Consider the following 25,863-nt stretch of genomic DNA (forward strand, 5'->3'; position numbering starts at 1 on the left):
CCCTTCCTGTTATGCATTAATTATTCCAGAAGAAAAATTTCTTATGACAAAGTTTAAATAAAACATCAATAATCATTCCTATAAATCCTATAGATAAAATACCAACAAAAATATTAGCCGTATTCATCATCCTCTGTGACTGAATTATCATAAACCCTATGCCGGAAGATGCACCTACTAGTTCTGCAACTATTACATATGTCCATGCCCAGCCTAAAACAGTACGAAATGTATCCATTATATCGGGCAGCGCTTTTGGTAAAATTACTTTCCATAAAACATCAGCCTTTGATGTTCCCAGTGTATAAGAGACTTCAATCATTGACATCGGTACATTGCGCACATTAGTTGCAATCATCAAAATCAGCTGTGGAAAACTTCCCAGGATAATCACCGCTATCTTTTCCGGTTCATCTATTCCTATCCACAAAATAAACAATGGAATAAATGCTGATGCCGGCAGGTATCTGACAAAGGAAACTACATATTCCAAAAAAGCTGACATAGGTGCATAGGTTCCTATCATAAGTCCCAGCGGCAACGCTACTGCAGCCGCGATTATGAACCCTGCCATAACACGAAAAACCGTTATCCCTATATCTTTTATGAAATCTCCCTGAGTAAATAAACTTATAGCTGTTTTTATTACATCAGTAGGCGGTGGCAAAAAAAACGGATCAACCGCTCCTGTTAAAGTAAATGCCGACCACAGCAGTAAAATTATTGCAAATGCTATTGCTGCAACTGCAACGACATATGTAGATTTCATTTTTCCCTTAGGTGTAAATGCATCTATTAATGATCCCATTTTTTACCTCCATAATATTATAAATACTTAAGCTTATATATTATCCTTATATTGTGATTGTAATAAATCATTCACTTGCATTAATGATAATTTCATTTATGCCTAAGTATAATAAAAAATGGCACCTATCCTCTAAAGGATAAGCGCCATTGCTTTTTATGTACTCATTATAATATGCATTTATTAGGTTGTCAATTATACATTTTATCATGATATTAAAATATCTTTATTTTATTATATCAAACTTATATATTTATGCATTCAATATTCATTTTTCTTATTTTAATAATCTTTTAATGATAATATATATACTTAATTTTTACGAATGCAATTGCATTCGCTAATGCTTTTATATGAGTCTTTATTATATCCCGGGCACGAAGCAGATACCATTTCATCATTTTCTGCTTACTCCTCAATTTTAATGTCAATCTACCCGGTAACATAAACTTATTCATCAAACATTTTATCAACAAGAGTATTTATCATATCTTCGTCTGCCACAAAAGGTATAGTGATATGTCCCTTGCCTTCATATTTTTTATTAAATTCTTCTGCCACTTCCATGGCATGAGGATTGCGTGCCCAATTACGGCGGGCTACTCCTCCCATTACATCCCAGAGTATAGCTGATTTTATTATCTTATCAATTCTTTCACTGCCATCAAGTACCAGTCCAAATCCACCGTTTATAGCTTTACCTATACCGGTACCACCACCATTGTGCAGTGAAATCAGACTCATGCCGCGGGCCGCATTACCGGCATAGCACTGTACAGCCATATCAGCCATAACATTACTGCCATCTTTAATATTAGACGTTTCTCTGAATGGCGAATCTGTGCCGCTGACATCATGATGATCACGTCCCAGCATTATTGGTCCGACTTTTCCCTTCCGTACCATTTCATTAAATTTAAGAGCAATTTTTATTCTTCCTTCAGCATCCTGATAAAGTATGCGTGCCTGTGTACCAACTACCATTTTATTTTTTTCTGCATCACGTATCCAGTTATAGTTATCTCTATCCTGGTAACGGCGATCGGGATTGATACAGGACATAGCGGCCTTATCAGTCTGCACAAGATCTTTGTGCTTACCGCTAAGGCATACCCAGCGAAATGGACCATAGCCATAATCAAAAAGATGCGGTCCCATTATATCTTCAACATAGGACGGCAGAGTAAATCCATCTTTTTCATCAATGCCATTCTTGGATAATTCTTTTACACCGGCATCATATACTGCTTTAAGAAAAGAATTGCCATAGTCAAAGAAATATGTCCCTTTTTTTACACAGCTCATTATAAGCCTATACTGACGCCGCAGACTTTTATCTACAAGTTTTTTAAAAGTTTCACGGTCTTCTGACAGCATGCGTGTACGTTCTTCAAAGGTAATTCCCTGCGGGCAGTATCCACCCTCATAGACAACATGGCATGAAGTTTGATCACTCATAAGGTCGATTTTTATATCATTTTTTACAATATACTCTAAAAGATCAACTATATTGCCATTATAAGCTATAGATATGGTCGTCCTATTTTTCATATGCTTATTAGCTGATTTAAATACTTCATCAAGATTGTCATAGCATTCACTTACCCATCCCTGATCCAGACGCGTTTTAATACGGGAATAATCAACTTCGGCTATTATACCCACCCCATTAGCTATTTCAACAGCCTTAGGCTGTGCGCCACTCATTCCACCCATTCCTGAGCTTACGAATATATGTCCGCGCAAATCCTCGTCATTAGGAATTCCCAAGTGCAGACGACCGGCATTTAAAAGTGTGTTATACGTACCATGAACAATTCCCTGCGGTCCAATATACATCCAGCCACCGGCTGTCATCTGCCCATAATTGGCTACACCCATTTCCTCAGCGATTTCCCAATCCCTTTCATTATCAAACATACCAATCATCAAGGCATTAGTATTTATAACACGCGGTGCATTCGGTTTGGATGGAAACAAACCGATTGGCATGCCAGATTCTATTACCAGAGTTTGTTCATTAGTCATTATTTCCAGATACTTTTTTATCAGTCTATAACCAAGCCAATCATGGCATACACTGCCTGTTTCACCATATGTTACGAGTTCATAAGGATAAAGTGCCACTTCAAAATCAAGATTATTATCGATCATTACCTGAAAAGCTTTTCCTTCAATACAGTTTCCCTTATATTCATCTATCGGTTTACCGTAGATGCGTCCTTGCGGCCGCCACCTATATGCGTATATACGACCATATGTTTTCAATTCATGTAAAAATTCCGGTGCAGCTTTTTCATGCAGTTCTTTAGGCAGATAACGCAGTGCATTTTTTAAAGCTGTTTTCGTCTGATCATTGCTAAGTAGAAACCCGCGGCTCGGTGCACGGCGAATGCCTTTTTTGACTTCCGGCATATCTGGAAAAACATTGTCCAGCTTTACATCAGTTACTAATTTTGCCATTCCAAATTACTCCCTTGCATAATTTTTTAAAATAACAGTTTGCCATTTTTTATAACATGCTCAACTATATTTACACCAGTTAGATAAACTAAAAAACGATAATCCGGTTTGTTTAAAAGCAGAATATCTGCCTTTTTACCTATTTCCAGGCTGCCTGCCGTTTCAGCCTCATCAACAGCTGCCGCAGCATTCAGCGTTATAGCCGTAACAGTCTCATTAATACTCATCTTCATGCTTATAACAGCAAGTGCCAGTAAAAGCGGTGCTGCATATGAATAACAGCTGCCCGGATTATAGTCGCTTGCCAGTGCTACAGCACATCCTGCATCTATCATGCGGCGAGCCGGGGCAAAGTCTTTTCGCATACAAAATGCCGTGATTGGCAAAAGTACTGCCACTGTGTTGCTTACTGACAGCTTTTCAATATCAGTACTCGATACAGCCAATAAATGATCGGCACTAATTGCTCTGACCTGCACAGCAAGTCCGCCGCCACCAGTGGATACTATCTCATCAGCATGTATTTTTGACTTTAATCCCATTTGCTGGGCAGCCAGCAGCAGTTTCTTGGACTGCTTTACAGTAAATACACCTTTTTCACAAAAGACATCGCAAAATTGTGCCAGATTATCTTTTGCAACTTCCGGTAAAACTTTTTCAATTAAAAAATCTATAAACTCATCTGCATTATCAGCAAATTCCGGTGGAACAGCATGTGCCCCGAGAAATGTTGTTTTTAATGATACTGGTAAAGTTTCATTCATTTTTTTCATAGCGCGCAGCATCTTTAATTCTGTATCATGATCAAGCCCATAGCCGCTTTTTCCTTCTATCGTGGTGAAACCCTGTTTTATCATATTTTCCAGTGTTTTTTTACCAGCCGCATACATTTCATCTTCCGTCATAGCACGTGTAGCCTTCATCGTGCTGACAATTCCACCGCCCCTTTTCAAAAGCTCCATATACGGTACACCTTCCAGCCGTGAAATAAATTCATCAGCACGAGTGCCGCCAAACAAAAAATGCGTATGCGGATCAATAAAACCTGGTACAGCGCATTTTCCTCTGCCATCAATTATTTTCATTTCAGCTGCAGGTTTTAATCTGTGCACTATCGCCTGAGTATTACCAACTGCTTGTATTATTCCATCTTCGCAATAAATGGCTCCATCATGATAAAACTTTATATCTTCCATTTTCTTGCCCTTTAAAGCCGACTTTCCTATAGGTGTTGCAATCTGTGACAAGTTTTTTATCAGTAAACGTTCCATTTTATCACCTTGTTCTTTCAGTTCACTAAGTCATCAGGTCTTTCACCGCGCAGCATTTTTATAGCATTATATGCCGTACGTTCCTTCAATTCTTTATAAGATTCAGCCGATATGTAGCATATATGCGGTGTTACTGTGATATTTCCTGTATTAAAAATTTTTTCCCTGCCTGTCGGTGGTTCAACATTTACAACATCAATAATAGCTCCTGCAATGGTTTTGTTTTCTACTGCTTCAATAAGTTCTGCTTCATTAAGTATCTTTCCACGGGCGGTGTTTATAAGATAAGCTGTCGGTTTCATCATGGAAAAATATTTCTTCGTTATAAGATTGGTTGTTTTTTCATTACATATTATATGTATACTTGCAAAATCTGCTTGTTTAAATCCATCTTCCAAACATACCGGCATAACGTGCATTTCCTGCATTTTTTCTTCCGGTACAAAAGGATCATAAGCTATTACCCTCATCCCCATTGACAATGCTTTTTGTGCCACGCCTCTGCCGACCAGACCAAATCCTGCTACAAACAGCGTCCGCTGCGAAATTCTGTGAGAAGTTACATTTTTTACTGCCTGTGCTCCCCACATTCCTGCTTCAATATTATCCTTATAACCGTTTAATGGTTTGCATACGCTGTATACTGCCGCCATAACGTAATCTGCTATATCTTCTATACAATAACCATGAACATTGGTAACACCTATTCCTCTGGCACGCGCTGCTGCGACATCAACTCTGTCATAACCGCCTCCATAAACGGCTATTCCTTTGCAGCATTCCAATTTATCTATTATCCGTGCGGAAAGGTCAACATATATCTGAGCTAAAATGATATCGGCATACCGGCCGAATTCTTCCAAATCTTTTTCATTGTCATAGGTTGAATATCTTATTTCACAACCTGGCAATTCTCTTTTTAAAATAGTAGTTTCATATTCATATTCCGGCCATTCTTCATCAATTATCCAAATTTTTACAGGTTTCATGCAAATATTCCCTTCATATTCTGGTTAAAATGCCATTATCTGCATCCAGCTCTGCCATATCTCCATTATGCAGCTCTTTGTAAAAATCACCGCTCATTTTATTTACCATCGGCGCTTTAAGAATGATTGCGCTTGCAGCTAAAGTAGTATCGGCATTTACAACTATCATCGCCGCTGGATTCATGCCAGTCATCTTCAATTGATACATACCGTCAGCCTGCACTACGGAGCTTCCCTTGCCATATGGGAATACGAGAATTTTCCCGGCAATAGACTGTCCATAAAGGCAGTGTTCTTTTTCTATAATTTTACCTGTCTTCGGATCTATCAGATAAAAACATAATCCATCTTTAGAAAACAGTAATTCACCTTTAACTTTACCACCGGATATTTTATGGCATTTATACTGCTTATCCATATCAATACTCCCCTTTCAATGCTGCAATGACACTGTCTTTTAATGGTGCTATCACAAACTGCATATCACGCCTTTTAGTATAATAAGCACATTTTGGTGAATCAGTTATTCCCTTTTTGCCATAAAGGAATTTCCAGCAGGGCTGATCCATACAGGTATCCTCTACTATTTCACCACCGGCAGCCCTTATGATATCCATATATCCCATCTTTTGTGCCAAACTGCGTGTCAAGGAAGAAGTCATTATAAAAAGCGGTACAGCGAGTTTTTTGCCATTCACCAGATCAGCTACCGTGCTTACCTGATCAATTGTAAAATGTGGACAACCATAAAGAGCAAAATCTATTTTGCCTTTTTTATCAGAAATTTCTTCCCGCATAGCCTTTAAATCATCATCAGTAATAACCACTTCATGCTGCGGTGCCTTTCCTTGAAATGCTTCTTCCATAGTTAATGCTTCCGGCGTAAACCCCAGTATATGATAAAGCGCTACATTTCCTCCAGTATTAAGCTGTGCACCAAGATTCATCAAAGCTTCTTTGCTTGGATTTTTCAATCCTTCAAATACAGGTATGTCAAATCCGATCTTTTTAGGTGCGAAATACCCCAGCATTTGATAGGCAAAATCATCTTCCATATCTGCTTCTACATGGACCAATACCTGTCCGGCACGATTTTCTTTGAGCAAATAACCATAATATGGTGTAACACCAGTTACGGCACTGCATAAGGCACTTTGTGCTGATTCTCTATTGGTGCGGGCTCCATAAACAGAATTAACAAATGGTGTGGCACTTGATTCCGAAAAAGAAATTATTTCACCAAAGCGGGGTACATTTTTTTCTAAATATGGCGTACAGTCATAAGTCATTATTGCACCGAGCTTATTATAAGCGGCATGCGTACGCATCACTGTTTCCTCGTCTTCCTTTTCCACCGTCGTTATTTCCTGAAACTGCTTTAAATTAAAGCTTGGATTCACAGTCGGACGAACACGGCACTTTGCTCCGCCGTTTGCCAATTTTTCTGCGAACCACAAATCAGCTTCCTGATTGCTGAGGGCAACATGGGTACGCGTCACTGGTACCATTTTAGGTGCATCATAAGCCTCACCTATGGCTGCCAATATTTCCATTGCCAGCTGTGTTCCCTGCCCATAATCGCCATTGAGCATTCTCTGTTCTTCTTCTGTAAGGTACATATATAATCTCCCCTATTATACAGTTTATTAATATTAGTCCTGTTCCAAATGATGCATTGTTATCGATATAAGTTCAAGCACTTTGCTCTCAGCTATATTGACAAGCTGATTATTTATCACGGTTGTTCTGCCGTTAACTGCCACCCGGCCAATCGCAGTAGGCTGCATAGAATAAACCAGGTTTGGCAGGAACTGCCCGCCTTTTTCCGTCAACGGCTGCATAGAAAAGTCCTTTACTGATATACCGACAAAATCCGCTTTATAACCCGGTGATATTTTGCCGATAGGCATATCCAATACAGTACCGCCATTTTGTGTTCCCATTTTAAAAGCGTCTTCATAATTTACGCAAAGTGCATTGCAGGTTTTTGCCTTCTGCAATATGGAAACCATGCGCATTTCTTCGAATACGCTGATACGATTATTACCACAGGCACCATCGCTGCCCAAGGCAATTGGTACGCCATTTTTCATATAAGCTGGTATATCAGTGATCCCATCAGCCAAAAACATATTGCTGGATGGACAGTATATAAGATGTGCTCCCTTTTGCCCCATTGTTTTTATTTCAGTATTATTGAGCCATACACCATGAATTATTGACATATGCTCATCAACTACTCCCAATGAATCCAAATAAGCAAGTGGTGTCATACCATGTTCCCTTTTGACCTGTTCCACTTCAAACATTTCCTCTGCCACATGAATATGATATGGCGTACCATATTCCTGTGCCAGCTTATGCCCAGCCATTATCATTTCCGGTGAAGCTGCATGAAGGCTGTGCGGTGCCGGTATTACTTTTACCATCCCGCCGGAGTATTTTTTCATCAAACCTTCAGTACGTTCTTTAGCTGTTTTTACATCTTCGACATATCCTGAAGGCGCCCCGTTCCAATCATACATGGTACTGGCAATTACCAGCCTTATGCCAGCATCCCTTGCCGCTTGAATTACTGCCTCATCACTCTGGCTGCCAAACTGATGCAGATAAAAAAAGTCTGACACGGTAGTTGCTCCGCATTTCATCATCTCAGTAAAAGCAAATAATGCACCGGCATAAATATCGTCAAGACGCATACGCGGCGAAAATTTGTAAAGAGAATTATCCCGCCATTCTAAAAAAGGTCTGTCAGCAGCTATACCTCTCAATAGACTCTGAAAGCTATGATTATGTGCGTTAATGCTGCCTGGAACGATTACAAGCTCTCCCCAGTCTTCTATGACTGTATCTGGATATTCCCGCTGCAACTCTTCAAATAGGCCTATTTTCTCAATATCGCCTGTATCTATATTCACAGCAACAGCTTTTTTATTTTCCAGAGTGTTATCATTAAAAATTGCTGCCGTTTTTATTATTTTTACCGTCATATTATTTTAGCTCCCTGTCTAGAATCAATAATGTGTCAAGATAAACCTGCGCCGCTATTTCAATTTCCCGTGGGGCTGTATATTCTTCCGGACAATGACTGTATCCTTCCACACTTTGTACGAACAGCATTGCAGTTTTAGTAAGACGTTCCATATTAGCCGCATCATGTCCAGCCATACTCACAAGCTGTATCGGCTTCTGTCCTTCAGTTTCTGATGCCCGCAAAACAGCATTTATTACATCTTTATCCATAGGCATTTCCGACTGGTCAAGATTAAACTCACGTATAATTTTCACGCCGCGTTTATCGGCTATTTCTTTTGCCTTGTCTGTCAATATTGCCAATGCCTGCTTTTTTTCTTCTGGATAAGCAGTTCTCATATCTATTGTAAATTTTGCTTCGCCGGGTATTATATTAGAAGCATTTGGCTTGATTTGTATACGCCCGACTGTAACAGACACATTCTTTAATTGTTTCATTATAGCCTCGATCGCAAGACACAATTCCGAAGCTGCGCACAATGCATCGCGCCTGTCCTGCAGATGAGTCGTTCCGGCATGATTGGCCTCGCCCTTTACCGTTATTATTTCACGATATATGCCTGTAATGCAATTTACGGCAGCAACTGCCTTTCCCTCTCTGTAAAGGCACTGTCCCTGTTCAATATGCATTTCCAAAAAAGCTGTCATCATTCCCCGCATAAGCCTGGCTTCATCTATTCTCTGACTGCTGCCGCCAAGCTCATCAATAGTTTCCGCTAAGGTTTTTCCGGTATTCTTGTCACTCAATAAATCTATGTCTTTTTTAGTCAAGCGTCCACACAATACTTTACTTCCTAGAGTTGATACAGAAAAGCTATTTGGTTCTTCACCTGTGAAAGAAATAATTTCCAACGGATGCTGCGTTGCAATATTATTTTCTTTTATCGTCTGAATAGCCTCCATTGCTATCAAAACACCTAATGCACCATCAAATCTGCCTCCATTAGGGACGCTGTCATGGTGCGAGCCAAAGACAATAGGCCTGTTTTTTAAATGCTGTCCATAGCTTCCCCAAATATTGGCAATAGCATCCACTGTAACATTGAGCCTCATTTCATTATCCCATATATTCTTCAGCCATTTTCTTGTATCTTTATCAGCCTGACTGCCAAGCTGACGGTCAATTCCACCTGTTTTCTTATTCAATCCAAACTGTGACATTTCTTCTAAACGATATAGAAGTCTCTCTTTATTAATTGAGACAGTTCTTTTTTTCATCTGTTCTATCACAAGCATCATCCTCTGCTAAAATATATATCCCATTGCTAAATTATTTCATTCATAAATGCTTTATAATGAAAATATCATTCAATAAATAATAAAAAAAAGCACTCTATTCCCTTTTGAATAAAGCACCGTTGCTTCTTATTAATATATCATATTATAAATTTCTATTAAATAAATGTCAATAGTAAACTTTATTTTGCAGTTCTATCTTCTCTATTTTATCCATGCGCATAGAAATTCCCGGTATTTTCTTTGCTGCATCCCGTAATAATATATTGAAGAAAATCATAGGTGTACTGTAAATATCAAAGATTGACGATACCGTAAGCGGTACACATACCGCAGCATCACTACATTCTATCAACGGAGAAAATTCACTATCAGTAATGCCATATATATGAAACCCTTTTTCTTTAAGCCGTTGACATTTTTCAACAAGTACACGCGGATAGCGCGGAAACATAACTGCCATTATATTTACTTTTTCAGGATCCATAAGTTCTACCGTATCCCATTGCGGCGTCGACGGCTTATATTCATAAACCATATTTCTCATTTTGTTCAATATATACCGTACATATGGAACTATAGTAGCCGACATTCTGGCTGACATTAAGATCAACTGCTTATCAGAAGCTATCATATCAACTATTTTCTTGTAATTATCTGTTTCCATTATGCTGCCAAGCTTTTCCATATTTGCTAATTCATTATCAAAAATAGAATGCATATATTTATCTTTTATGCCGTGCTTTTCACTGAACTGAAGCCTTTTAGGCGCTGTCAGCTCTTTGCTCACTATATTCTGCAGATTCTGCAGGAAATCATTATATCCCCTGTAGCCTAAAGCCATGAAAAATCTTGATATACTGCCTTGACTGACTCCGACCTGCTCTGCCAATTCATTTGTAGTCATGAATACTATCTGCAGATAATTATCATTTATGTACATAGCAATTTTTTTATAGGTAGGAGATGTGTCCGCAATAAGCTTAAGCATATTTGTAAGCTGCTCAAAGGTCTCAATATTCTTTCCCATATATGTTTCCTTTAGTAATAATATAATTAATTTCCATTGATTAATACTCAATACATTATACAAAGCATAGTACTCGCCTGCAGTCATTAATTAAGTCAACGCTTATGAACGTAATTTCTGTATAAACATTACCAGTTAATTTTACATACTACCATCTTTGACTGCATGTCCAGTCTTATAATTTTTCCCGCAGAAAAATCATCAAGATGCATCATATGTAAAGCCTGAAGTGTATAACTGCTGCCATCTTGTGTTATTACCTTGTATTCACCTTTATATACATATAAAAAACACTCATCTGCATCACCATACAGATCGAATTGCCCTGCCTCATTAAGAAAAAGCTTTGCTTTATTATATGAACCGTGCTTAAGCATGACATTAAAGTCCTCACAACATCCATAGCTCATAGTTTTATCGCCGCCGCTGAAATAATATGCCTCAAAAGGTTTCAATATGACCTTTTCCTGCTTATTATGCTCGAGTTCTATCTTTTTATTGAGACTCATCAAAATACGGTCTATATTCTTCAAATCAGTAAATTCGGATACTGGTGTTTTTACAGTTGCTGAACTTAGCCGCAATTTAAAATTTCTTTTATTATACTCAGCGTTTTCCGGAAATATATACATCTGCGTAGTGGTTCCGCCGCTCCAATCAGTAACAGTATAATTCTCTTTTAAAAACACCTCAACAGCCATCTATAATATCGCCCTTCTTTTAAAAATAAAAAGGCACTTACCCTTCTGATAAGCACCATTGCTCAGCATCAGTATAAAATTAACCGTCCAAAATGTCAAGATGGTTTATTATTAACAAATGTGCGAATATCTAATGATCTGTATCTCATATTCACCGTTACAATCTCACAAAACAGTGAGATTCATATTGACAACTCGTATGCATCTTTTTATTACTAATAAAATTCTCTTTACTAAATTACTTAAACAAAAAATGCCTGAGTTATTATAAGATACCCCAAGCATTTCTATATTACAAGTATTACTTTCACTAAAACACGTTCGTTTCATAAACCGGAAAATAAATATTAACAAAAAAAGGAAATAAATGATATAATCCAAAGTAAAAAAGTATAGGTGAAAAAATGGATTATATCAAAGAAAAATTTGCAATAATAGAAGATAACAGACATTCAAGCTATGTAGAACATAGTTTAACAGATATACTTATTATAATAATGTGTGCCGTATTGTGTGGATTAGATGAACTGGCAGATATAACAACTTATGCACAAAGCAATGCAAAATTTTTAAAAAAGAAATTTAATATCACTAAAATCCCTTCTAAAGCTACTTTCAGCCGTATATTAAATATGATGGACGCAGATAAAGTAGCCAGTGTAATTATTGAAATAATGCATGATGCAGCATACTGTGACTTGGGCGATGTTATTGCTGTAGACGGGAAGGCAATCCGTAGTACCTCTAAAAAAGGTACACCGCATTCAGCACTGCAAATATTAACTGTATATTTAACACAAAGCGGCATCGTTTTAGGGCAAAAATCTATACATGAAAAGACGAACGAGATTCCTGTATTCCAGCAGCTATTGGATAATCTAAACATTAAGGACAAGACAGTAACGGCTGATGCGATGCATTGTCAAAAAGAAACCTGCAAGAAAATTATAGCCAAGCATGGCAATTACGTTTTTGGGCTTAAGGAAAACCAAAAGACATTGCACGATGATGTTAAATTTTTCTTTGATGAAGAATTCGATAGCAAAACATTAGATTCTTATACGACAGTTGAAAAAAATGGAGGAAGAATTGAGAAACGCATCTGCAAAAAATGTTCAGATATTAAATGGCTGAATGGATATAAAGAATGGGCAGGACTGAGTTCAATATTTGCAGTTAAGCGTATTACAACAACGAACCGTGGAACCAGTGATGAAACTGGTTATTATATAACAAGTAAGGATACAGATGCCAAAGAGCTTTTACATATTTGCCGTGAACATTGGAAAATTGAAAGCATGCATTGGCTGTTAGATGTAACCTTTTCGGAAGATGAGTGCTCTATTATATCTGAAAATGGGCAAAAAACTTTAAACAGCCTTAGAAAATTGGCATTACTGCTACATAAAAGATATTTAGCTAAGCAGCTTAAAAAATGTAGCATTAAAGCTAATCTGTTAAAATGTCTTATGAATAGCCAACTGTTATGTGAGGTCGCTGACTTATAAACTAACATTTCTTATTTAAGAACAATTATCTTGTTTATGAAACGAACGTGTCACTAAAATTAAATATTTGCTATCTTTTCAACGTATTCATGTGCCTTTAATGCATATTCCAATGGGTTTGCAACAGCCGGATCTTGTTCGGCTTCTACTAATGCCCATCCACTATAATTGTTTTTATTTAAGATATCAAATATTGGTCTAAAATCAATGTCTCCATCACCGGGAACAGTAAACATTCCCATTCTTACACCTTTTAAGAAACTTAAATTTTCATTTTTTACTTTTTCAACAATACCTTTACGGACATCTTTTAGATGCACATGTTTAATTCTACCAATATATTTATCCAATACACGTAAATGATCTTCACCCGAACAAACCAAATGTCCTGAATCATATAATAAATACACTAAGTCTGGATCTGTTAATTCCATTAACCTGTCAATTTCAGTTTCTGTTTGTACACCAGTTCCCATATGATGATGATACACTAAGATCATATCTTTTTCCTTGGCCAATTTCCCCAGTTTATTAAGTCCTTCCGGAACAAATTTCCACTGTTCTTCAGTATAATGAGGTTTATTAGCAAAAAGCGGTGTATTTATTTGTCCCTGTATACTGTTCCCCTGTTCTGATACAACAATTACTTTAGCACCCATTTCATGCAGGAAATCTCGATGCTTAATAAAAGCTTCAGCCGTTTCTTTATATGGTCTAGTAGTTAAGTAAGAGCTAAACCATGCACTGGCAATTGATAAATTACGCAACGCCAATGCTTTTTTTAGAACTACGGCATCGTGTGGAAACTTACCACCAATTTCGCAGCCCGTAAATCCCGCAAGAGCCATCTCACTTATGCATTGTTCAAAAGTATTTTCTTTGCCCAAGTCTGGCATATCATCATTTGTCCAACCAATAGGGCAAATTCCTAGCTTCATTTTTCCCATATTATTGTCCCCTTTTTACCTAATTTTTGTAATTTTATGAGTATATAATATTATTATTTTATAGCATCGACAAGTCAGATCTTTTTGCTAATTATGTTTTACCTATTATTTACTACAAAGACTGCATGTACTAATTTCTATTCAAATAAGCAAATCAAATTTATACATTATCTGCCAAATCCATTTTTTATTACTGTCAGTCCCCAAAAAATTTAACTAAAAACACAATTATATTCTTTCAATATATTCTTTTGCTCTTTCTTCATCAGTTTTACCATAATTTCTAAAGTCTTCCTCAATTTTTTCCAATGAACGACCTTTGGTTTCCGGTACAAATAATTTTACAAAAATCAATGCTACTACACCGATACATGCGAATGTGTAAAATGTACCTGAAAGTCCTACTATTGACAATAATATTGGGAAAGTTAATCCAATAGCAAAATTAGTCAGCCACATACAAAGTACAGCTACCCCCATCCCTGTACCACGAAGACGCATTGGTAATATTTCAGAAAGTATAAGCCATGTTACCGGTCCAATAAGTCCTTGATTGCAAAACATAAAAGTTACTGTCATAAGTAATATAAAATATGGGAAAAATGCTTCATGGGAAAATAGTAAACTGGATGTACCTATAATAACGTGACATATCATTGTTGTAATAAATCCCAACATCAATAATTTACGTCTGCCATGTTTTTTCATTAAATATATAGCCATATAAGTGGCAATAACTGAAATTACACCATTTGCTATATTACCCACAATTGCCGCATTTGTGCTAAATCCGGCATTTTGGAGAATTTGTGTACCATAATACATAACAGAATTTACTCCACCAAACTGATTACACATTGCCACACCTATTGCAATAAAAACAATACGACGTACCCATGGCGTACCAAGTTCAGTAATTTTTACCTGTTTAACAGAGCTTTCTCTGGCTATATTAGTTTGAATTTCTTCCAATTCTGCAACGGCTTGCTCTTCTGTACGTATTTTTTTCAAAACACTCAACGCTTCACTAATTCTACCTTGTCTTACAAGCCATCTTGGACTTTCCGGCATTCTATACATAGTTACAAAAAGACAAACTGCCGGAATAGTTGCCACCGACAACATATACCGCCAAATATGAGCAAGTTCACCAAAAGAAACTGCTAAAACAGCATTTATTACGAAGGCCATCAACTGCCCGGAAACAATCATTAATTCATTTTGAGTAACTAACCGTCCACGTCCTTCTACCGGAGCACATTCTGATAAATATGCAGGAACTGTAACAGAAGCACCTCCGACTGCAATCCCCAGAATAAACCGAAAAACTAGAAGAATCTCAAAATTTGGTGATAAGGCACATCCGATAGTGGAAAAAAAGAATATTACCGATAAAATTAAAAGCATCTTACGACGCCCTTTACTATCAGCAATACGCCCACCAAAAAAAGCACCAATAGCCGCACCAAATAACAGACTGCTAGCTACCCCACCTTCTTTAGCCGGAGTAAGATTTAGCTGATCTGGTTTTGACATGAATGGTAGTGCTCCATTTATGACACCAGTATCATATCCAAACAACAGTGCCCCAAAAGTTGCAGAAAAGGCTATTTTTCGTAAGAAATTATTACCCTGCTCGTTTATACTACTAGACATATTTTTTCCTCCCAATAATGAATAAATTTATAATACGTGCCTTTGTTCCATCAATGTACTATATTAGTTCCAGAGAATATTTATTATGATTTTAATTTGTATCTTAATCAAATTAAAGAAATAATTATTATTATGTTATTTATCTGAAAATATATTTTATTAATATGGCCTAGCCTCTTTCAATTTTCTACTATTTTGGGTATATGCTTCTTTAATACGTGAATTATCAGAAACCTCTGCTACACCCACACGCCACCAATCTCCATAACCATGAGCCATGGTTTTAGGTAAAACTTTTATATCAATAAGTGTCGATACTTTTTGTTTTTTTGCATCAACTAAGGCATGTTCTAGTTCTTCGTCAGTCGTCACTTTATAAGTCTTGCAACCGTATGAAGCCGCATTCATAGCAAAATCAACCGGCACCATCTCTCCGTCCAATTTACCTGTTTCCTTATTACGGAACCTAAATTCAGTACCAAAGCTACCCATACCATGTCCTATTTCAAGATTATTAATACAACCAAAAGTCATATTATCAAATAAAATAACATTTATCTTCTTGTGTTCCTGAATAGAAGTAGGAAGTTCTGAATGCAGCATCATATACGAACCGTCACCTACAAAAGCATATACTTCTTTTTCCGGTTCAGCCATTTTCACTCCAAGAGCCGCATTAACCTCGTAGCCCATGCAGGAAAAACCATATTCAACATGATAACTATTGACTTCTTTTACACGCCATGCCCTTTGCAAATCACCTGGTAAAGAACCTGATGCACCAACCACAACATAATTTTTCTTCATAAAATCATTCAGCACACCCAAAGCTCGTGATTGTGTCAAATAAGACCCTGTAATATTATGAAATTCCTTATATACTTTTTCCCTGTCAAAATTATCAGCCACTTCAGGTACAAAGTTTTTTCCAGTATATTTTATGTTATATAATCTATCAATCTCCGATGAAAACTTTTCTTTAGCCATTTCTATTTCATCTGTATAGCCCGAAATATAACCGCCTAAATTGTTCAACTCTTTATCGATTTCTTCCAAGGCAACCCGAGCATCCGCAATCATTTGTACTCCATCCAACTTGTATGCATGAAATTCAGACACATTGATATTCAAATAACTTACTTCAGTATTTTGAAAGAGCCATTTTGATGAAGTGGTAAAATCTGTATACCGCGTACCTATACCGATAACAAGATCTGCCTGTTTAGCTATTTCATTTGCAGCCATACCTCCTGTTTCACCGATACCGCCAAGATTCATTGTGTCGTTTGATAAAATTAAGCCGCGGCCGGCCTGAGTTTCACCAAAAGGAATATTATATTTATGCGCAAACTTTTTTAATGTTTCTCCGGCTTCAGAATACTTCACCCCTCCGCCGCAAATAATTATAGGTTTTTTCTTTAATCTGATAATATTAACTGCCTCTTCAATCATTTCTGCTGTGGGTGGGCGACGATCAATACGGTGTACCCGTTTTTGGAAGAAATATTCGGGATAATCGTAAGCTTCCCCCTCCACATCCTGCGGCAGGGCAATCGTTACTGCACCAGTGTCGGCCGGATCAGTAAGCACCCGCATCGCATTAATCATAGCTGTCATAAGTTGTTCGGGTCTTGTTATTCTGTCCCAATATTTACTCACCGCTTTAAATGCGTCATTAGTACTGATAGAAAGATTTGTCGGTTGTTCAATTTGCTGCAGCACCGGATCTGGCTGCCGGGTAGCATATACATCACCAGGTAAAAAAAGTACCGGTATGCAATTAGCCGTCGCAGTAGCCGCCGCTGTTACCATATTAGCAGCACCAGGGCCAACTGAAGATGTACAGGCATACATTTGCTTTCTCATCTTTTGCTTCGCATACCCCATCGCTGCATGAGCCATGCCCTGTTCATTACGCCCCTGATGTACGATAAGTTTGCCAGGATTTTCTTCCAGTGCTTGTCCAAGACCGACAACATTGCCGTGCCCAAAAATGGTAAAAATACCCTTAAACATTCTATTTTCTTTTTTATCAAATTCAACATACTGATTATTTAAAAATCTTACTAATGCTTGTGCAGTAGTTAACCTGATTGTTTTTACCATATATTCTCCTCCTCAATAGCATTTTCTCAAATTATTTTTGTGGCCAAATTTTAACATCTTTTGCTAAAAGCCATTCATGTTCTTTATCGTCTGTACGTGTTTTTACCCATGGATTTCCAGGTAAATGCCTTATCATCCAGCTGTACCACATTACATAGCCAGGTGCCGCGACCTGAGGATGGGTCTGCCCACCCGGCACAGAACACCAGCTGTTATGCGATATTTTAAAAGCTTCATCACCAATAAAGCATCCACCGAACCCCTGTGGTTTATCAAATTTATAAGTATACACTTCCGGCTGCGGATGAAAATGAGGTATATAACTCGTCCAGCGTCCTGGTTTATTTATTATTTCACCATTTACCATATTGGAATACGGTGCATTTTCATAATCAAAAATCGTCCGCACAGTCCTTTCTGCACAACCGCCCCATTGTCCCTTACCAAAGACATCACATTGTACATCTTCAGGACGATAAAATTTTACCGAAAAAGATTTGTCATTGACCGTTTTTTGAATTAATACTTCTGAGTCTGATACAGCCTTTAGCAAAACATTTACACCAGCCGGAACATGTAAACAATAAGGATTTTCATCAAATAGCGATGCTCTTTTCATCGTTTTCGAATCATTATTCCAGCAAATTTCAACCTCACCCGTCAAAATAACGAAAGCTGTTTCCTTTTTTTCATCTATAAAAGATACCTTTTCACTTGGAGCCATCACCTGATACCCTATATCCATCATTGCATTGCTCTGCGCTGTAACTATGCTATTATAGCCATGTTTTAAAATTCTGCCTAAACGCCCAAATTTTTCTTCATTCATAATATAACCTTCCAATCTACAGGAGTAATTACCTGTTCGTCCATACGTTCATTTATGAATTTATCTATAGATGCCGCATCCTGCATAGCTTCCGAGCAACTGTGACTAGCTACTACCATAGCTGCATGCGCCGTGGCATGTCTCAGACACTGTGGCAAATCCCATTGTTCGAGCAATCCATAAATAAATGCTGAAGCATAAGCATCCCCGCCGCCGAATGATTTAAGTAATTTTACCTTATAAGACTCAACTTTATATGCATTTTTATCTGCACCATAAGCTACAGATCCTTTTTTGCCATGTTTTATTATCACAATCTTATTGCCAAATCCTATATATTTGTCGGCAAGTTGATAATCTGCTACGTCATTATTCTTATACTGAAGATTTTCCATTAAATCAAATTCTTCCCGTGAACCCATAATAATATCACTCATTTGACCAATAAGTGAATAATATATACTTACTTCAGCAAAACTTTTCCAATTATAAGGGCGATAATCAATATCAAAAATTATTTTTGTATTATGCCTTTTGGCATATCTGACTGCCATAAAACAGGCTTCACGCGAAGGACTGACTGCAAGAGCAGTTCCCGAAACCAATAACGCCTTGCTATTTTTTATATATTCTTCTGAAACATCCTCAGGAGTAATAGCAAAATCAGCTGCCATGTTACGATACATAAGTATTTGGCTGTCAACCGGACTTGAAATTTCAGTAAAAGTCAACCCTAACTTTTCACCGTTTTTAGCCCGTACAATTTGACTTGTATCAATATCTCGTTTTCTAAAAAAATTTTCCACGAATGTTCCAAATTGATCATCAGATACAGCACCAATAAAGCCTACTTTTTTACCCAGTCTAGCTATACCAACGGCAATATTTGCCGGACTGCCACCCAAATACATTGTAAATGTGCGTACTTCATCTAATGTTCTATTCAATTCATTAGGATTAAAATCTATGGCTGCGCGTCCCATCGGAATAATATCCATAGATTTCGATGGGTCAAATTCTAATAAAGCCATCTTATTTCTCCTTTGCAATTCATATTTTCCACAGCTAACATTTTCTGCTTTAGATCCTATTTTCTAATCCAAATATTTTCATATGCTTCATTATATTTGCCTGTGTTCCCTGCACAGCTGCGTCACTAATGTCAAAATAATTAGCATTTGGTTTTTCTTTTATGGTCTTTTTTACATATTTTGCTACACTATCGTAAGAGGCTGTGGCTATATTTATTTTCTTTATACCATTATGTATGCAATTATGAAAATCTTCTTCACTCAGTCCTGTCCCACCATGTAACACCAAGGGACACTTAACGACCGCGGCAATTTCCTTTAATCGATCTACTCTGAGCTTCGGTTCGACTTTATAATTACCGTGAGCCGTACCAATAGCAACAGCCATCGCATCCACTTTAGTTTCCTCTGAAAATTTTCTTGCCTCAGCTACACTGGTAATAGCTATATCAACTTCCTTATAATCTCCTTCAGCACCACCCACTTTACCGATTTCTCCTTCGACATCAGCGCCATACTTATCTGCTAATGCTTTAATTTCTTTAGTTCTATCTATATTTTCTTCCAGAGTATACTTAGAACCATCAAACATTACAGACGTAAATCCCAAATCAAGTGCCAACTTTATTACTCTCATCGATCCACCGTGATCAAGATGTACTGCAATCGGCACAGTTGACAACTTAGCTGCCGCCACCATGACCGGTCCCAATAATTCAAGTGGTGAATACTTTAATCTGCCTTCAGCTATTTGAATCATAATAGGTGCTTTTAACTCTTCAGCAGCTTTTATTGCTCCCATTGCCATTTCCATATTAGAAACATTAAATGATCCTATTGCATAAGAATTGCCATATACAGAATGGAGCAATTCACTCATTTTTACCAGCGCCATTATTCCACCTCCCTTCTTTATCCTTTAAAACAGTTTCTTATATATTTTTATAATATCTTCTTTTGTAGGTTGACGCATAGTATTGGCAGGGCTACCACTGTCTAAGGCATCTGAAGCCATTTTATCCAAATTATTAAGAAAAATTTCTTTATCAACACCTAATTCAGACAATCCAGGCACCTTCAAAGCTTTACAAAAATCTTCTAACTCTGTTATAAAAGCCTGTACTGCTTCGTCAATATTTGCATTATTACCAACTACCCCCATTGTACGGGCTATCTCAGCAAATCGTTCCTTATTTTCCTTAATAGCAAATTTCATGCAGACAATTAATAAAACAGCATTAGACAAGCCATGGGCAATATGGAACAATGCACCTATTGGACGGCTCATACCATGTATTATTGTCACGGAAGAATTATTAAAAGCTATGCCGGCTTCTGTAGCAGCAAGTGACATTTTCATTCTGGCTTGAATATTTTTTCCATCAGCAAAACACAATGGTAGATTTTCATGAATTTTAGCTATCGCTGATAAAGCAAATATATCGGACAAAGGTTGAGCCTTTCTTGAAGTATACGCTTCTATTGCATGACACAGAGCGTCTAATCCCGTCGCGACAGTGACTTTTACCGGTGCGGTCAATGTAAAATTGGGATCAATAATTGCCAATTTAGGTAAAATCGCCAGTCCTGACAAAAGCATTTTCACATTATTTTTAGTATCAGTGATAATTGTAAATTGAGTAGCTTCTGAACCTGTTCCTGCAGTTGTCGGTATTGCAACTAAATATGGAACATCAATATCTATATTTTGATGCATATAATCACTAATTTTACCATTGCTGACAGACATGAACCCAATTGCTTTTGCTGTGTCAATTGGGCTGCCCCCTCCTAAACCGATAAGAAAATCACAGTTATTTTCCTTATATACATCAACACCTTTCATTACCATTTCATCTGTAGGTTCTCCATTTACACCATCATAAACAGTGTATTTAATTTTACATTTATCAAGAGCGTCAGTTACTTTTTTTGCATTGCCAAATTGCACCATGAATTTATCGGTCACAAGCAATGCCTTGTTTCCTTTTCCCTTCAGATAATTGCCAATATCATTAACAGCACCTTCACCAGATAAAATTACATTGGGGACTAAAAATATTTTTGCCATTTTTGTTTCCTTTCATGAGTATATTATGGATGTTTTATAATTATGTTATGGTTATAAAATAATACAATATAACAAAAATGTCAATATTTTTTTACCATAAACAAAAAAAGAGATAAGAATTTTGCATAAAAGCAGCATTCTTACCCTCAAAAATTATCCAGCTTACATTAAATCAATAATTCATTATCACAAAATTATATTTTCCCCGAAAAATCATCATAATGTAATTTCACATTATTTTTCTTGAAATAATCTACATATTTTTGTGCCGGTTTCCTGTCGATAATCACATCATCAAAGTCTTTTAATTCAGCATATGTCATAAGAGATGATTTTTCAATCTTTGATGAATCGATAAGAAGTATTTTCTGCGCATTTCCTCCCATCAAATGTTTTTTAGTCTCACATTCGAGAGGCGATGTATTAGTTACACCATTTTCCAATGACACCCCCGCTGATGCCAGGAATATTTTTGATATATTGTAATTGTCGAGACATTTTAATACGCTTGACCCGACAAAAGCCCTTGAGGGAAAATAAAAATTCCCGCCGGTGCAAATTATATTAAAATGAGTATAATTTACTGCTGCGTTTATAACATAAAGACTTGTTGTGATTATAGTCAAGTTTCTAATATGTGCCAGTGCTGAGATTATATGCATAGTAGTAGTTCCTGAATCTATAAAGACTACATCATCATCTTTTATAAAGTTAGCAGCAAGTCTGGCAACAATTTTTTTCTCATTCGAATATTTCACTTCGCGAGAAGCAAATGGTTCCGGTTCACCCATGCTTTTCTTCAGCATTATACCCCCATATATTTTTTTTATTACATCTTGTTTTTCCAGTTCTGCTATATCACGTCTGATAGTATTTTTGGATACGTCAAAAGTTGCACAAAGTTTTTCAATGGAGATTGTATTTTTTTCCTGCAGCAATTCCTTTATTTGATTTATGCGATCTATCTTCATAAATTTCTGCCTCTCTTACTAAAAAAGTTAGGTAACTTTATCACAATAAAATAAATAATTTTGTTATAATATTGTTATCTGATGATGATATTATAAACTATTGTTTTTATTTATACAATAGCATTTCCCATAAATAGTTACCTTAATATTCCCCTTTATTGCTACATTATCCATATGAATATTATTTACACCACAAAATATATTAAATATCCCATTAAATCTGTATATGAATAGTTTAGATAAAGAATGTTAACCGTTCTACTTAAGTTATCTAATCATTTTTACTGTTTTTATATTTAATCATATTTTCGCTCAAATTTTATTTTTATTGTTTTTTATTGACACAAAGAATAAATAATGGTATTTTATATTCAATAGTTAATCATAATTTAATCATTATATGATCAGCTAGACTTAAAATTGTATTATTGAAAGGAGTTATATTATGTCCACAATCACTCAAACAGCTTACAGTATGATCGCATCAGCAGGTGATGCCCAAGCCTTACAATTCAAAGCTTTAGAATACGCAAAGAAAGCTGATTTCACAGCTTCTGAAAAAAATCTTGAAAAAGCAGATACCTTACTTATCAAGGCACATCAATTACAAACTGATCTTATTAAAGATGAGGCTAACGGTATTAAAAATGATTTGTCAGTATTATTGATTCATGCACAAGGTTATGTAAATAATGCCATTCTCAACAAAAAATTAATTGAACAAATGATTGATATATATCGAGAATTACGCGCATAATCAATATTTTAAATCAATAATCAAAATAAACTTTTTTTTGTAAAAATTCTTAAATTAATTAATAACAGGTGATATAAATGGTAAACATTGGTATTATTGGTATAGGACGAATCGGACGTGTTCACGGTGAAAGCATCACAAAATTTGTTAAAAATGCAAAGATCAAAGCTGTCGCAGATCCTTTTTTAAATGATAATAGCAAACAATGGGCAGCTTCCCTAGATATTGAGAGCACTTATATCGATTACAAAAAAATCTTGGCTGATCCAGATATTGATGCCGTTCTTATATGTTCCTCAACGGATACTCACTCATCAATATCTATAGAAGCAATTAAATCTGGTAAACATGTATTTTGCGAAAAACCTATAGACCATGACGTAAAAAAAATAAAAGAAGTTTTGGATGTAGTAAAAACTTCCGGATTAAAGTATCAAGTCGGATTCAATCGTCGTTTTGATCATAATTTCAAGGCTGTAAAAGATGCCGTTGCTACTGGTAAAATAGGCAAACAGCAAATAATAAAAATAACCTCCCGCGATCCACAAGCTCCCCCTATAGAATACATAAAAGTATCCGGTGGTATTTTTCTTGATATGACTATACATGATTTTGACATGGTGCGTTATCTGTCTGGTAGTGAAGTAGAAGAAGTATTTGCTATTGGTTCTGTGACTGTTGATCCTGAGATTGGCAAAGCTGGTGACATAGATACCGCGGTGATAACAATGAAGCTAGCCAATGGTGCAACCGCCATAATAGATAACTGTCGTCAAGCTGCTTATGGTTATGATCAACGAGCCGAAGTATTTGGCACCAAAGGTGCTGTTTCAATAAATAATGATAGTAATTCTACCGCTGTAATTAGTGATAAAGATGGCGTTACAGGTGAAAAACCAATGTATTTTTTCCTTGAACGTTATATGATGGCCTACGCCGCTGAAATCAATTCTTTTGTCGATTCAATCAGTAATAACACCCCAACCACCGTGAATGCCAACGACGGATTACAGCCTGTACTCATCGGTCTTGCTGCCAAAAGATCTGTTGAGGAAAACAGACCTGTCACAATAGCTGAAATAAAAAAAGCCTTCAATCTGTCTATTGACTGACTATAAGATAAGGTATAATATTTTTCGCAAAAACAAATAAGGAAAGACATGGTAACGGTCATTTGTTAGAATAAAGTTGCTGAACAAAACTCTACAAAGGAGACCGATTACCATGTCCAACAACATTATACAATTAAACGAGGATTTGATCAAAACGGAATTAAAAACCTTGGTTAAGCAGAGTGTTGAAGACACTTTGAATTCTCTACTTGATCAAGAGGCCCAACAGTTAACCAAAGCTGAAAAGTATGAGCGTATTGAAAAACGTAATGGCTATCGTTCAGGCCATTATACTCGCCAGTTACAGACTACTTCTGGTGAAGTAACTTTAAAAGTGCCTAAATTGAAAGGCATTCCTTTTGAAACGGCCATTATTGAGCGCTATCGTCGCCGTGAAAGCAGTGTTGAGGAAGCACTAATCGAAATGTACCTAGCGGGTGTTTCTGTACGGCGAGTTGAGGATATAACTGAGGCGCTATGGGGATCAAAAGTATCACCAGGAACAATCAGCAATTTGAATCAAAAAGCGTACGTACATATCGAAGAATGGCGAAATCGCAAGCTTACCAGTGAAAAATATCCTTATGTTTTTGTTGACGGAATTTATCTCAAACGTAGTTGGGGTGGCGAGTTTGAAAACATTGCTATCCTTGTTGCCATTGCTGTAAACCGCGATGGCTATCGCGAAGTAATCGGCGCAGCTGAAGGTATGAAAGAAGATAAAGAAAGCTGGAAAGATTTTTTGCGTTCACTACGCGAACGTGGCCTAAAGGGAGTACAGCTTGTCATAGGAGATAAATGCCAGGGTATGTGCGAATCCGTTACTGAAATATTTCCAGAGGCTAAATACCAGCGCTGCAGCGTACATTTTTTTCGTAACATTTTTTCTGTAGTACCAAGAACCAAAGGAAAAGAAGTAGCTCGAATGCTAAAAGCAATTCATGCCCAAGAAGATAAAGCCGCGGCTTTGGAAAAAGCAGCACATGTGGCAGAAAAGCTCAAGGAAATGAAACTGGCAAAAGCTGCTGAAAAATTAACGACTGGAATCGCTGAAACCTTAACCTATATGGATTTTCCTGAAGAGCATTGGAAGAAAATCCGAACTAATAATACGATTGAGCGGCTCAACCGTGAAATTCGCCGTCGAAGCCGTGTTGTTGGTACTTTCCCAGACGGAAACAGTGCGTTAATGTTGGTTTGTGCCCGCCTGCGGCATGTCGTTAACAGCCAATGGGGTAGCAAATTATATATGAACATGAAACACTTAGACAGCTATAATGCTGAGAAAGTGTTAGGCTAATTCCGACTATGACGGTTACCTATGAATTTGCGAAACAATATTGA

General features: G+C 36.9%; 22 protein-coding genes. 4 read left to right on the plus strand and 18 right to left on the minus strand.

Features of this window, described 5'->3' with window-relative positions; all coding sequences use genetic code 11:
* Positions 1-16: 16 nt before the first annotated feature.
* The 10 genes from F8M42_RS08420 to F8M42_RS08465 all read right to left on the minus strand — a co-directional run bounded on the left by F8M42_RS08420 (position 17) and on the right by F8M42_RS08465 (position 11,531).
* The gene (locus F8M42_RS08420) at positions 17-808 is read right to left on the minus strand and encodes an ABC transporter permease (RefSeq protein WP_182185940.1); all 792 of its coding nucleotides are present in this window, start codon (positions 806-808) and stop codon (positions 17-19) included.
* 450 nt (positions 809-1,258) lie between these two features.
* Positions 1,259-3,271 (minus strand): urocanate hydratase, encoded by a 2,013-nt coding sequence (locus F8M42_RS08425; RefSeq protein WP_182185942.1) that lies wholly within the window; start codon positions 3,269-3,271, stop codon positions 1,259-1,261.
* 26 nt (positions 3,272-3,297) lie between these two features.
* Positions 3,298-4,542, minus strand: a complete 1,245-nt coding sequence (hutI, locus tag F8M42_RS08430; RefSeq protein ID WP_182185943.1) for an imidazolonepropionase — start codon at positions 4,540-4,542, stop codon at positions 3,298-3,300.
* 17 nt (positions 4,543-4,559) lie between these two features.
* Positions 4,560-5,531: a C-terminal binding protein gene (locus F8M42_RS08435; protein WP_182185945.1), complete on the minus strand. Its 972-nt coding sequence runs from the start codon at positions 5,529-5,531 to the stop codon at positions 4,560-4,562.
* A gap of 13 nt (positions 5,532-5,544) precedes the next feature.
* Positions 5,545-5,949, minus strand: a complete 405-nt coding sequence (locus tag F8M42_RS08440; protein ID WP_182185947.1) for an aconitase X swivel domain-containing protein — start codon at positions 5,947-5,949, stop codon at positions 5,545-5,547.
* 1 nt (position 5,950) lies between these two features.
* Positions 5,951-7,150: an aconitase X catalytic domain-containing protein gene (locus F8M42_RS08445; RefSeq protein WP_182185948.1), complete on the minus strand. Its 1,200-nt coding sequence runs from the start codon at positions 7,148-7,150 to the stop codon at positions 5,951-5,953.
* Between the two features lie 33 nt (positions 7,151-7,183).
* Positions 7,184-8,521 (minus strand): amidohydrolase family protein, encoded by a 1,338-nt coding sequence (locus tag F8M42_RS08450; protein ID WP_182185950.1) that lies wholly within the window; start codon positions 8,519-8,521, stop codon positions 7,184-7,186.
* A gap of 1 nt (position 8,522) precedes the next feature.
* The gene (locus tag F8M42_RS08455; protein ID WP_182185952.1) at positions 8,523-9,794 is read right to left on the minus strand and encodes a Zn-dependent hydrolase; all 1,272 of its coding nucleotides are present in this window, start codon (positions 9,792-9,794) and stop codon (positions 8,523-8,525) included.
* A 175-nt stretch (positions 9,795-9,969) separates the two neighbouring features.
* The gene (locus tag F8M42_RS08460) at positions 9,970-10,830 is read right to left on the minus strand and encodes a MurR/RpiR family transcriptional regulator (RefSeq protein WP_182185954.1); all 861 of its coding nucleotides are present in this window, start codon (positions 10,828-10,830) and stop codon (positions 9,970-9,972) included.
* A 128-nt stretch (positions 10,831-10,958) separates the two neighbouring features.
* Positions 10,959-11,531: a HutD/Ves family protein gene (locus F8M42_RS08465; protein ID WP_182185956.1), complete on the minus strand. Its 573-nt coding sequence runs from the start codon at positions 11,529-11,531 to the stop codon at positions 10,959-10,961.
* A 404-nt stretch (positions 11,532-11,935) separates the two neighbouring features.
* On the opposite strand from F8M42_RS08465, the gene F8M42_RS08470 reads away from it, so the two are divergent.
* Positions 11,936-13,039 (plus strand): ISAs1 family transposase, encoded by a 1,104-nt coding sequence (locus F8M42_RS08470; RefSeq protein WP_182185957.1) that lies wholly within the window; start codon positions 11,936-11,938, stop codon positions 13,037-13,039.
* A 59-nt stretch (positions 13,040-13,098) separates the two neighbouring features.
* On the opposite strand, the gene iolE is transcribed toward F8M42_RS08470, so the two are convergent.
* The 8 genes from iolE to F8M42_RS08510 all read right to left on the minus strand — a co-directional run bounded on the left by iolE (position 13,099) and on the right by F8M42_RS08510 (position 22,650).
* On the minus strand, positions 13,099-13,986 hold the full coding sequence (gene iolE, locus F8M42_RS08475; RefSeq protein ID WP_182185959.1) for a myo-inosose-2 dehydratase: 888 nt from the start codon (positions 13,984-13,986) through the stop codon (positions 13,099-13,101).
* Between the two features lie 228 nt (positions 13,987-14,214).
* Positions 14,215-15,642 (minus strand): sugar porter family MFS transporter, encoded by a 1,428-nt coding sequence (locus F8M42_RS08480; RefSeq protein WP_231037647.1) that lies wholly within the window; start codon positions 15,640-15,642, stop codon positions 14,215-14,217.
* Positions 15,643-15,801: 159 nt separating this feature from the next.
* The gene (gene iolD, locus F8M42_RS08485) at positions 15,802-17,748 is read right to left on the minus strand and encodes a 3D-(3,5/4)-trihydroxycyclohexane-1,2-dione acylhydrolase (decyclizing) (protein ID WP_182185961.1); all 1,947 of its coding nucleotides are present in this window, start codon (positions 17,746-17,748) and stop codon (positions 15,802-15,804) included.
* 31 nt (positions 17,749-17,779) lie between these two features.
* On the minus strand, positions 17,780-18,577 hold the full coding sequence (locus F8M42_RS08490) for a 5-deoxy-glucuronate isomerase (RefSeq protein ID WP_182185963.1): 798 nt from the start codon (positions 18,575-18,577) through the stop codon (positions 17,780-17,782).
* Positions 18,574-19,608, minus strand: a complete 1,035-nt coding sequence (iolC, locus tag F8M42_RS08495) for a 5-dehydro-2-deoxygluconokinase (RefSeq protein ID WP_182185965.1) — start codon at positions 19,606-19,608, stop codon at positions 18,574-18,576. The genes F8M42_RS08490 and iolC overlap by 4 nt, the downstream gene beginning before the upstream one ends.
* Positions 19,609-19,657: 49 nt before the next feature.
* Positions 19,658-20,503: a class II fructose-bisphosphate aldolase gene (locus F8M42_RS08500; protein ID WP_182185966.1), complete on the minus strand. Its 846-nt coding sequence runs from the start codon at positions 20,501-20,503 to the stop codon at positions 19,658-19,660.
* Positions 20,504-20,527: 24 nt separating this feature from the next.
* On the minus strand, positions 20,528-21,679 hold the full coding sequence (locus tag F8M42_RS08505) for an iron-containing alcohol dehydrogenase (RefSeq protein ID WP_182185968.1): 1,152 nt from the start codon (positions 21,677-21,679) through the stop codon (positions 20,528-20,530).
* Between the two features lie 194 nt (positions 21,680-21,873).
* Positions 21,874-22,650: a DeoR/GlpR family DNA-binding transcription regulator gene (locus tag F8M42_RS08510; protein WP_182185970.1), complete on the minus strand. Its 777-nt coding sequence runs from the start codon at positions 22,648-22,650 to the stop codon at positions 21,874-21,876.
* Positions 22,651-23,095: 445 nt separating this feature from the next.
* Between F8M42_RS08510 and F8M42_RS08515 the strand changes: the two genes are divergently transcribed.
* The 3 genes from F8M42_RS08515 (at position 23,096) to F8M42_RS08525 (ending at position 25,819) form a co-directional block, all read left to right on the plus strand.
* A complete protein-coding gene (locus F8M42_RS08515) occupies positions 23,096-23,407 on the plus strand; it encodes a PTS lactose/cellobiose transporter subunit IIA (RefSeq protein WP_182185971.1) in 312 nt (103 codons plus the stop codon).
* Positions 23,408-23,484: 77 nt separating this feature from the next.
* The gene (gene iolG, locus F8M42_RS08520) at positions 23,485-24,519 is read left to right on the plus strand and encodes an inositol 2-dehydrogenase (RefSeq protein ID WP_182185973.1); all 1,035 of its coding nucleotides are present in this window, start codon (positions 23,485-23,487) and stop codon (positions 24,517-24,519) included.
* Positions 24,520-24,631: 112 nt separating this feature from the next.
* On the plus strand, positions 24,632-25,819 hold the full coding sequence (locus F8M42_RS08525) for an IS256 family transposase (protein WP_182185974.1): 1,188 nt from the start codon (positions 24,632-24,634) through the stop codon (positions 25,817-25,819).
* The last annotated feature ends 44 nt before the right edge of the window (positions 25,820-25,863 follow it).

The sequence above is a fragment of the Pectinatus frisingensis genome (assembly GCF_014076555.1).
Taxonomy (GTDB): domain Bacteria; phylum Bacillota; class Negativicutes; order Selenomonadales; family Selenomonadaceae; genus Pectinatus; species Pectinatus frisingensis.

Coding starts and splice junctions, on each gene's coding strand:
- iolD (WP_182185961.1), bottom strand. CDS start 17,748: ATGGTAAAAACAATCAGGTTAACTACTGCACAAGCATTAGTAAGATTT.
- F8M42_RS08490 (WP_182185963.1), bottom strand. CDS start 18,577: ATGAATGAAGAAAAATTTGGGCGTTTAGGCAGAATTTTAAAACATGGC.
- F8M42_RS08440 (WP_182185947.1), bottom strand. CDS start 5,949: ATGGATAAGCAGTATAAATGCCATAAAATATCCGGTGGTAAAGTTAAA.
- iolC (WP_182185965.1), bottom strand. CDS start 19,608: ATGGCTTTATTAGAATTTGACCCATCGAAATCTATGGATATTATTCCG.
- F8M42_RS08435 (WP_182185945.1), bottom strand. CDS start 5,531: ATGAAACCTGTAAAAATTTGGATAATTGATGAAGAATGGCCGGAATAT.
- F8M42_RS08525 (WP_182185974.1), top strand. CDS start 24,632: ATGTCCAACAACATTATACAATTAAACGAGGATTTGATCAAAACGGAA.
- F8M42_RS08450 (WP_182185950.1), bottom strand. CDS start 8,521: ATGACGGTAAAAATAATAAAAACGGCAGCAATTTTTAATGATAACACT.
- F8M42_RS08480 (WP_231037647.1), bottom strand. CDS start 15,642: ATGTCTAGTAGTATAAACGAGCAGGGTAATAATTTCTTACGAAAAATA.
- F8M42_RS08515 (WP_182185971.1), top strand. CDS start 23,096: ATGTCCACAATCACTCAAACAGCTTACAGTATGATCGCATCAGCAGGT.
- F8M42_RS08470 (WP_182185957.1), top strand. CDS start 11,936: ATGGATTATATCAAAGAAAAATTTGCAATAATAGAAGATAACAGACAT.
- F8M42_RS08420 (WP_182185940.1), bottom strand. CDS start 808: ATGGGATCATTAATAGATGCATTTACACCTAAGGGAAAAATGAAATCT.
- iolG (WP_182185973.1), top strand. CDS start 23,485: ATGGTAAACATTGGTATTATTGGTATAGGACGAATCGGACGTGTTCAC.
- F8M42_RS08510 (WP_182185970.1), bottom strand. CDS start 22,650: ATGAAGATAGATCGCATAAATCAAATAAAGGAATTGCTGCAGGAAAAA.
- F8M42_RS08445 (WP_182185948.1), bottom strand. CDS start 7,150: ATGTACCTTACAGAAGAAGAACAGAGAATGCTCAATGGCGATTATGGG.
- iolE (WP_182185959.1), bottom strand. CDS start 13,986: ATGGGAAAAATGAAGCTAGGAATTTGCCCTATTGGTTGGACAAATGAT.
- F8M42_RS08465 (WP_182185956.1), bottom strand. CDS start 11,531: ATGGCTGTTGAGGTGTTTTTAAAAGAGAATTATACTGTTACTGATTGG.
- hutI (WP_182185943.1), bottom strand. CDS start 4,542: ATGGAACGTTTACTGATAAAAAACTTGTCACAGATTGCAACACCTATA.
- F8M42_RS08460 (WP_182185954.1), bottom strand. CDS start 10,830: ATGGGAAAGAATATTGAGACCTTTGAGCAGCTTACAAATATGCTTAAG.
- F8M42_RS08425 (WP_182185942.1), bottom strand. CDS start 3,271: ATGGCAAAATTAGTAACTGATGTAAAGCTGGACAATGTTTTTCCAGAT.
- F8M42_RS08500 (WP_182185966.1), bottom strand. CDS start 20,503: ATGGCGCTGGTAAAAATGAGTGAATTGCTCCATTCTGTATATGGCAAT.
- F8M42_RS08505 (WP_182185968.1), bottom strand. CDS start 21,679: ATGGCAAAAATATTTTTAGTCCCCAATGTAATTTTATCTGGTGAAGGT.